The sequence below is a fragment of the Bacteroides faecis MAJ27 genome (assembly GCF_900106755.1).
GTDB lineage: Bacteria > Bacteroidota > Bacteroidia > Bacteroidales > Bacteroidaceae > Bacteroides > Bacteroides faecis.
The window spans coordinates 72,729-79,953 of the sequence record NZ_FNNN01000027.1 but is presented as its reverse complement, the minus strand read 5'-3'; the positions used below and the strand labels follow the sequence as shown (position 1 = coordinate 79,953).

The window sequence follows — 7,225 nt, the reverse complement described above, 5'->3', positions numbered from 1 at the left end:
TGCCACACAAATGGAAGGAAAACAGAAGTAGAATCTGAAAAGAAAAGGATTATCTGATTTTTTGAAGAAAAACACGGCATCGCCGAGACGCTTACGCCGAGACGCTTACAAAACAATGAGAAATAAACATCTTAAAGGTATCTCTCATTCAGCAAACATCTGATTATAGGTTATTTAATAAAAAGAATGAGAGCATGAGAGATAAAAACACTTTTTCTTTTTCTGTAAAAAGTGCTTTTTGACATCACATAGCATCCGGCGTGATTACAGATTCTTGCTATGGAGCCCCGCAAATCTCATAAACACTTGGGATAATCCCCCCTCCTGCCCTTGCAGCTGTACAAAATTAAATTCACGCTGCATCGGCATTCCTTTTATCTCAACTACCCGCAAATTGCCCGCAACAAGTTCCTTATGAACCGACCGAATGGAAACGATCCCCATACAATCGGTATGTTCCAAAAATAGTTTAATGCTTTCCGTACTTCCGAGATACATAAGAACATGTAATGAAGACAGCTTCATATTATGCTGTGACAAAGCACGTTCGAATACATCCAGCGTACCCGATCCTCTCTCACGCAATACCAGAGGAATATCCGGTAGCTCCTCAGGAGTAATTTCATCTTGAACGGCGAATTTGCTATGCGCATTTACCACTGCAACGAGTTCATCTTGCAGAAAAGGGAGATATTTTAAACTAGGTAAACGAAAGATACCTTCTACCAATCCCAAATCAATTCTGTGTTCTTGCAAAGCCGCTTCTATCCCACGGGAATTTCCATTCAACAAAGAAAGGCTGACCTTAGGAAACTTTGCAATAAAGTTGGCTAATAGTGGAGGCAATACATATTGCGCAATAGTCGTACTGGCCCCCAACTTCAACTCACCAATATATTCGTTGTGCAGCAAATGCATCTCATATTCCAGGCGTTTGTAGTCCTCCAATATCTTTTCACTGTGCTTGAGCAGCAGTTCACCGGCAACAGTCAACGAAATCTTGCTACCCTGACGTTCGAACAAACGAACCTGATAGTAAGTCTCCAGTTCCTGAATATGCTTCGTAATAGCAGGCTGGCTGACAAACAACTCCTGCGAAGCCTTTGTAAAACTCAGATTCTTCGCTACGCTCTGAAATACTTTTAAACGAAAATCGGACACCTTTTAATTAAAGATTAAGAATTAAAAATTGAGAACTAAAGACAAAGATCATAATTCATCAGCTCTGATCCCCAATGCCTGCATAACAGGAAAAGCCAACATATCCCACTTATATTCAACCGATGCTTCAGGCTCATTCATACGGAACTGAATGATCTCTTTACCTTTCACCTCATGCAAAGCATCAGTCACTTTCTTCCCATATTCCTCATTAAAAGACACGACAATCATCCTTTTCACATCTGCCGAATCGGAAACGATAGCCAATAAATCCAAAAACAGTTCTTCCCTCGATACCATCCCTTCAGAAGGAACACTTGCAAATGAATATTCTCCATAAGGACTTTGAAAAGCGACTCCATTCAGCTCTTTTTCCAGATCAGAAGGATGGCAATGCACAAGATGACTTGAGTCTTTGTCGTAAACAAAAAGGAATTGCACTTCATTTTTTCCTTCTGTAATGCCCGCATCCAAAGTCAGATAAGTAGTCAGCATAGAAAGGTCTATCTCTTGTAAAGAACGCTGCAAGGTCTTTTCAAAATAACCTTTCATATCTGTAATTACAAAATTCAAGAAAGCAGCATCAATCAACACTACTGTTTCAGACAGTTTTATTTGAGGTTTATCATTCATACCTTATTTATAATATGATTACAGCGGATAAAGATACTACAATACTTTTATTTATCCGCTTCATTTCACGGCAAATTCGTCAGTTATGTTTAGGTAAAAATGGTCATTTTGTCCTTTAACTCCTTAATAATCATGCTATTTTGTCATATTTTTATACTTGGCAAATCTTTTGCGCCCTCTCAAGTGTTATTAAAAACGTGAAAAAAGAAAGGAGAACAACGATATGAACTTTAACAATTTTACCATCAAATCTCAAGAGGCGGTACAGGAGGCTGTTAATCTGGTACAAAGCCGGGGCCAACAGGCTATCGAACCCGCTCATATCCTGCATGGAGTTATGAAGGTAGGCGAAAATGTAACCAACTTCATCTTCCAAAAATTAGGTATGAACGGTCAGCAAGTAGCTCTCGTGGTTGATAAGCAAATCGACTCACTGCCAAAGGTTTCTGGTGGCGAACCTTACTTGAGCAGAGAATCTAATGAAGTATTACAGAAAGCAACGCAGTATTCTAAGGAAATGGGTGATGAATTCGTTTCACTGGAACACATCCTGCTGGCATTGCTGACCGTAAAAAGCACCGTATCCACCATCCTGAAAGATGCCGGAATGACGGAAAAAGAACTGCGCGATGCCATCAACGAACTAAGAAAAGGAGAAAAAGTAACTTCACAATCCAGTGAAGATAACTATCAGGCTTTAGAGAAATATGCCATCAATCTGAACGAAGCGGCCCGCAGCGGTAAACTGGACCCGGTAATCGGACGTGATGAAGAAATCCGCCGGGTACTCCAGATATTGAGCCGTAGAACCAAAAACAATCCGATTCTGATTGGTGAACCGGGTACAGGTAAGACAGCTATCGTAGAGGGACTGGCACATCGTATCCTCCGGGGAGACGTGCCCGAAAACCTGAAAAACAAACAGGTCTATTCTCTTGATATGGGAGCACTGGTAGCAGGAGCAAAGTATAAAGGAGAGTTCGAAGAACGTCTGAAATCAGTTGTCAACGAGGTGAAGAAATCAGAAGGTGATATAATCTTGTTTATTGATGAGATTCACACACTGGTAGGCGCCGGCAAGGGCGAAGGTGCAATGGATGCCGCAAATATCCTGAAACCGGCATTAGCACGTGGAGAACTACGTTCAATCGGTGCGACAACCCTTGATGAATATCAGAAGTATTTCGAAAAGGATAAAGCACTGGAACGTCGTTTCCAGATTGTACAAGTAGATGAGCCTGACACTCTGAGTACTATCTCTATCCTTCGTGGATTGAAAGAGCGCTATGAGAACCATCATCATGTACGTATCAAAGACGACGCCATCATAGCAGCCGTAGAACTTAGCAGCCGCTATATCACCGACCGTTTCTTACCGGATAAGGCAATCGACCTGATGGATGAAGCTGCAGCTAAGCTACGCATGGAAGTAGATTCTGTCCCAGAAGAGCTGGATGAAATTTCACGTAAAATCAAACAGTTAGAGATTGAACGTGAAGCCATCAAACGTGAAAATGACAAGCCAAAGCTGGAAATTATCGGTAAAGAACTGGCAGAATTAAAGGAACTTGAAAAATCTTTCAAAGCCAAATGGCAGAGTGAAAAAACGCTGATGGATAAAATCCAGCAGAACAAAGTGGAAATCGAAAATCTGAAGTTCGAAGCAGAAAAGGCGGAACGTGAAGGAGACTATGGAAAAGTAGCCGAAATACGTTACGGAAAGCTTCAGGCCTTGGATAAAGAAATAGAAGATACACAAGAAAAGCTTCGTGGCATGCAAGGTGATAAAGCCATGATCAAAGAAGAAGTGGACGCTGAAGACATCGCTGATGTTGTTTCTCGCTGGACTGGTATTCCTGTCAGCAAAATGTTGCAAAGTGAGAAAGATAAATTGCTGCACCTGGAAGATGAACTTCATCAACGAGTTATAGGTCAGAACGAAGCGATTGAAGCAGTTGCAGACGCAGTACGCCGTAGCCGTGCCGGATTGCAAGATCCCAAACGCCCGATCGGTTCATTTATCTTCCTTGGAACAACCGGTGTCGGTAAAACAGAATTGGCAAAAGCTTTGGCAGAATTCCTCTTTGACGATGAATCGATGATGACTCGTATAGATATGAGTGAGTATCAGGAGAAACACAGCGTTTCTCGTCTGGTCGGAGCACCTCCGGGATACGTTGGATACGATGAAGGCGGTCAGCTGACAGAAGCCATTCGCCGAAAACCTTACTCTGTTGTTTTGTTTGACGAAATCGAAAAAGCGCATCCGGATGTGTTCAACATTCTGTTACAAGTACTGGATGATGGACGACTGACAGATAATAAAGGAAGAGTAGTCAACTTTAAAAATACGATCATCATCATGACTTCAAATATGGGAAGTTCTTATATACAAAGTCAGATGGAGAAACTGAGCGGTTCGAATAAAGAAGAAGTGATCGAAGAGACGAAGAAGGAAGTGATGAATATGCTAAAGAAAACCATTCGTCCGGAATTCCTGAATCGTATTGATGAAACAATTATGTTCTTACCGTTAACGGAAACTGAAATCAGACAAATTGTGCTCTTACAAATTAAAGGTGTACAAAAGATGCTTGCAGAAAACGGAGTAGAACTGGAAATGACAGATGCTGCTTTGAATTTCTTATCCCAGGTAGGATATGATCCTGAATTCGGAGCTCGACCGGTAAAAAGAGCTATCCAGCGTTATTTGCTGAACGATTTGTCGAAAAAGTTACTGTCACAGGAAGTTGACAGAAGCAAGGCAATTATTGTAGATTCAAACGGAGATGGGTTGGTATTCAGAAACTAAATTATAATTAGTTGTTATAAAGACAGCCGATATGTTCTTAAATGAACATATCGGCTTTTTTATACTCCGGAATATATAATTCTTCTTACTTCTGGCTGACAATTAGGATGACTCATTACTAAAACATAGGTACCTTTCTTAGGAATATCCAAAGTGAGAGAAGGTAAGGTAAACCTCTGTTTCTCTTTCAGTTCCCCTTGCGAATCATATAAAAACACCATAGTACCTACCAACATTCCAGTTAAGCACAATGTTCCTTTTTCATTATCAAGGTAAACGTTTACCTCTTTATTTGTTATTACATCCATATTTTTACGTATATTAGCAGTTACAAAGATAGAGAAAAACTATGTTTATCCACTATATAAACAATAAAATATTCATGCAAACATAAGATTGCTTAAAGAACACTAAAGGGGATTTGTCGCTTACATATACTTTTATAAATAAAAGAAAGCGTGACAATTTGAACTATTGTCACGCTTTCCTTAATACATTTTCGTATTAAAGTCATTAGTGTTTCATGACTTATTTTTCATCAGTTACAGCCTCTTCTGCAGTATCTGTTTCTGATTTAAATTCTGTAATTCCGTTAGAAACTAAAATGTTGTACCAAGAAATCAATTTCTTAATGTCTGCAACATATACCCGTTCACGATCAAAATTTGGTAATACTTCTCCTAAATACTCACGGAGCTGTTCCGGAGTGGCTTTTTTAGGATCAATAGAAGCTACTCCAGTATTTTCTTTTCCCTTCATTGCTTCCAACACGTTATACAGAGGCACTTCCGCCTCATCCGTATACATTGCTATATCTGCCAAAGAGATAATTTTCTCATTACCATAAGCGGGGAAACGTTTTTTATCTGCACTGATTGATTCAACAATCAACATATTTTTTCCTTGCGAAATTAGTTTGTACAATCCCGGTTTACCGGAGATAGACAGGATAGTCTTCAACATAGTATATATTCTTTTGTTTATTAATTATTTTTTTGCGGAGCAAAGGTAATGATTATTTTTAGATAGCAAAGAAATAAACGTCAAAACCTGTGGAATTAAAGGGGTTTCATCATCATTCACGATTACAAAATCAGCACGATTTCGCTTTATCTCATCACTCATTTGTGCCTCGATACGTTTCATTATCAATTCCTTTGAAGAATGATCACGTTTCATTGCCCGTACCACTCTTACTTCCAACGGTGCATATACCATTACCACAAAATCGACCTCCTCTTTAAAACCGGCTTCCAAAAGAATTGCCGATTCCATACCAACGATACCGATATCACCTTTCCGAAGTGTCCATTGCCTGAAATCTTCTTTCACCTTCGGATGAATGATAGCATTTACCTCTTTCGCATGCTGCGAATCACCGAATAAATACGATGCTAATAAAGGACGATTTAACTCTCCATTCTGAAAAACATCCGGACCGACCAGAGTACAAAGTTCTCTACGTAGCACCTCATTGGTATGAGTGATGCGCTTCGCCTCAATATCCGAAACATAAACGGGAATTCCCATCATTTCCAGTAATCTGGAAACTACACTTTTTCCACTACCGATTCCACCGGTAATACCTATTTTAATAACCATCGGAAGAAACTTGTTCTATCAGAAAATCAACTTGCTCGGGTACTATACGAATCTGGTTAATCCCACGAGGAGCTGATTTTAACTTTACCGTATACTTATCAGATCCTAGTTTTAGTAGCTCTTCATAAGAAACACTTATCACAAAATCGCTGGCTTTAATGCTTCGAAAACGTTTCAAGCCTACTTGAAAAGTTATTTGAACCTTTGAAGGAAATGCACGAAGTACCTTATCTGCCGGAAAGTTAACCCCACGCAATGGAACTTCGACCGTCTTCTCTGTGTAAATATCTACAGGAAAAGTCAGTTCAACCGAAGCGGGAACATACTTCACTCCTTTTTTATTATTCAAAGCCACCCGCTGACGAATCGTATCCGAAATATTTTCAAGGTTTACTTCTTGGGTATAAGCAGCTTTTATAGTATCTAAAATTCCAGCCGGAGCATATACTAATACAGAATCCGGACTACAAATTGTATCGGAAACATAATATTGAAGTCCGGCAGTCACTTTCCCTTGAAAATGAACAGGTACTAACTTAGATTTTCCTGTCGAATAGATATAATCTAATGTATCAGGTTTTATCGAAAGTATTTTAGAAGAGGCATTCAGCTGGCTGAGTATCTTCTTTTCAAATTCAGAGGCAAAGATCTTCACATGATTATTTTGCCCTTTATAATCTGGAAAACTTAAGTTTACCGGAAAAAAGCTTTTTCCCAGCATATAATTGAGAAGCACCGTCCCTTTGTCCTTTACCCGGACACGAAGTTCGGAAGGAGGTTCTGAAGTAAGTACTATATTATTGGGGACATCCTTCATTCTCACCGGGATAGAGAATTCCGCTTCATAGTCGTTATTGAGGGTCTGAATCAGCCAGAATCCACCGGCAATCAGGAAAAAAAATAAAAAAATTAAGAACTCCCTGCTTTTATCACTAAGCAGGAAATCCTTAATTCTTTTGGATAGTCTTAAATATGTATATCTTAATTTCCTACGATCGAGCATAGGGTATTTGTTTA

At 39.5% G+C, this 7,225-nt stretch carries 7 protein-coding genes; 1 reads left to right on the top strand and 6 read right to left on the bottom strand.

The features are described from left to right. Positions 1–264: 264 nt before the first annotated feature. Positions 265–1,161, bottom strand: coding sequence for a LysR substrate-binding domain-containing protein (locus tag BLW31_RS19545; RefSeq protein WP_010537246.1), 897 nt, complete (start codon positions 1,159–1,161; stop codon positions 265–267). Between the two features lie 48 nt (positions 1,162–1,209). After that, positions 1,210–1,794, bottom strand: coding sequence for a DUF6621 family protein (locus tag BLW31_RS19540; protein ID WP_010537245.1), 585 nt, complete (start codon positions 1,792–1,794; stop codon positions 1,210–1,212). Positions 1,795–2,017: 223 nt separating this feature from the next. Between BLW31_RS19540 and clpB the strand changes: the two genes are divergently transcribed. Beyond that, positions 2,018–4,606 (top strand): ATP-dependent chaperone ClpB, encoded by a 2,589-nt coding sequence (clpB, locus tag BLW31_RS19535; RefSeq protein WP_010537244.1) that lies wholly within the window; start codon positions 2,018–2,020, stop codon positions 4,604–4,606. Between the two features lie 59 nt (positions 4,607–4,665). Here the strand turns inward: clpB and BLW31_RS19530 are convergent, their stop codons facing one another. The 4 genes from BLW31_RS19530 to BLW31_RS19515 form a co-directional block, all read right to left on the bottom strand. After that, positions 4,666–4,914, bottom strand: coding sequence for a hypothetical protein (locus BLW31_RS19530; protein ID WP_010537243.1), 249 nt, complete (start codon positions 4,912–4,914; stop codon positions 4,666–4,668). Positions 4,915–5,134: 220 nt separating this feature from the next. Continuing rightward, positions 5,135–5,569 carry a DUF5606 family protein gene (locus BLW31_RS19525; RefSeq protein ID WP_010537242.1) on the bottom strand — a complete coding sequence of 145 codons (435 nt, stop codon included), beginning with the start codon at positions 5,567–5,569 and terminating at the stop codon, positions 5,135–5,137. A gap of 24 nt (positions 5,570–5,593) precedes the next feature. Then, positions 5,594–6,208, bottom strand: a complete 615-nt coding sequence (gene coaE, locus BLW31_RS19520; RefSeq protein ID WP_010537241.1) for a dephospho-CoA kinase — start codon at positions 6,206–6,208, stop codon at positions 5,594–5,596. Further along, positions 6,198–7,211: a CdaR family protein gene (locus tag BLW31_RS19515; RefSeq protein WP_010537240.1), complete on the bottom strand. Its 1,014-nt coding sequence runs from the start codon at positions 7,209–7,211 to the stop codon at positions 6,198–6,200. The genes coaE and BLW31_RS19515 overlap by 11 nt, the downstream gene beginning before the upstream one ends. Between the last annotated feature and the right edge of the window lie 14 nt (positions 7,212–7,225).